This is a genomic window from Maribacter luteus (genome assembly GCF_009674825.1).
Taxonomy (GTDB): domain Bacteria; phylum Bacteroidota; class Bacteroidia; order Flavobacteriales; family Flavobacteriaceae; genus Maribacter_A; species Maribacter_A luteus.
This window is the reverse complement of record NZ_WKJH01000029.1, coordinates 736-2,159: the sequence shown is the minus strand read 5'-3', so window position 1 is coordinate 2,159 and position 1,424 is coordinate 736. Positions and strand designations below refer to the sequence as shown.

The following is a 1,424-nucleotide window of genomic DNA, read 5'->3' as shown; positions in this document are numbered from 1 at the left end:
AACAACGATGAGCTGAATATCCACAGCAACCTGCCTCGTATGCGGTCGATACTTCATGACCGGCGAAATGTTTATCAACATAATCTTTAAGTTGTTACGGGTCCGGATTCATTGAAAATGACTTGCCTGAAAACAAATCTGTCGCACAATGCACTTTCCAACTTCGCTTGTGAATGTCGATGCCAATGTATAACTTCGGTACAGCAGTAATTTGAGTAACCATATCTTTATTTTTTTGTTCATTTTAAAGATACTCGACTTACTGCTTTTTCATCGATGCTATAAGTAATTGCTTGGTTCAAGTCTACTTACGAAAATCCACGGGGATTTTCTATTCGGTTTGTATTTGCTAAATTAGGTGCTGAAATACGCAACTAAGTAATACACAAACACGTTGTGTGCAATTTGGCTACGTTACCAAGATTTGGTATATTTGAGTAAAATATAACCAAAATGGGAAAAAACACATCAATATCACTTGGAAATCATTTTGAGGATTTTATCAGAGAAGAAGTAAATTCTGGTAGATATGGTTCGGTTAGCGAAGTAATTCGTTCCGCATTACGTTTGTTAGAACGTGAAGAAAAAAAAGAAAGAGAACTTATTAAAGCTCTCGAAGTTGGAGAAAATAGCGGATTTGTTGAAAATTTCGACCCAAAACAACATTTGAAAGAATTACATCGTAAACACTTATGAGTAAAAACAAATATCGCATAAGTCAACAAGCGATTGAGGATTTAGACAAAATTTGGATTTATACGCTTAACAAATGGTCTAAAGAACAAGCAGACAGATATTATGATTTAATAATGGCAGAAATTGACTTTATTGCGGATAACTATCTGATTGGAAAATCGGCTGAACAAACTCGAAAAAATTATCGTGTAACGAAAATTAATTCGCATCTGATTTTCTACAGAAAAGTTGAAAATGAAATTGTAGAAATCGTTAGAATTTTACATCAGAGAATGGATATTAAAAAACGACTGAAATAAAAAAACTGCACACAACACCGTGTCCTATGAAAAGCCCTAGTCCAGTTCTCTAAAGTTAATCAATATTTTCTTTTTTGCCTTAAACCACCTTTTTTTCTTTAATATAACTTGCTCCGCATCCTATATGTGATACACCTTTTGTCTTAGGGTTCACCAGCATCTGTATGATTATAAGCTATAATAGACCCGGCCACTTGCTATAAAGATGTGATTCCGGTTTTCTGGATCACCCACGTTGTTCTGTGGTACGGGTACGGGTCTCTCTATTATTTTGTGAGCTTTGTTATGGTTTGTTTTTTTATCTTTTATTCCAGTACCCCTATGCAATAAGGAGTCTCTGTTTTGATTACCGCCAATGTTCTGCTGAGCAGTTTTCGCGCTACCTTGATAATGCTACTTTTGGTATTTCTACCTTGGTGTTTGCGATAA

General features: G+C 35.2%; 2 protein-coding genes. Both read left to right on the top strand.

Annotated features, from left to right (window positions below; translation table 11 throughout):
- Positions 1-453: 453 nt before the first annotated feature.
- Positions 454-696, top strand: a complete 243-nt coding sequence (locus GJ691_RS17165; protein WP_028284019.1) for a type II toxin-antitoxin system ParD family antitoxin — start codon at positions 454-456, stop codon at positions 694-696.
- On the top strand, positions 693-995 hold the full coding sequence (locus GJ691_RS17160) for a type II toxin-antitoxin system RelE/ParE family toxin (protein ID WP_154369152.1): 303 nt from the start codon (positions 693-695) through the stop codon (positions 993-995). Before GJ691_RS17165 ends, GJ691_RS17160 begins: the two co-directional genes overlap by 4 nt.
- The last annotated feature ends 429 nt before the right edge of the window (positions 996-1,424 follow it).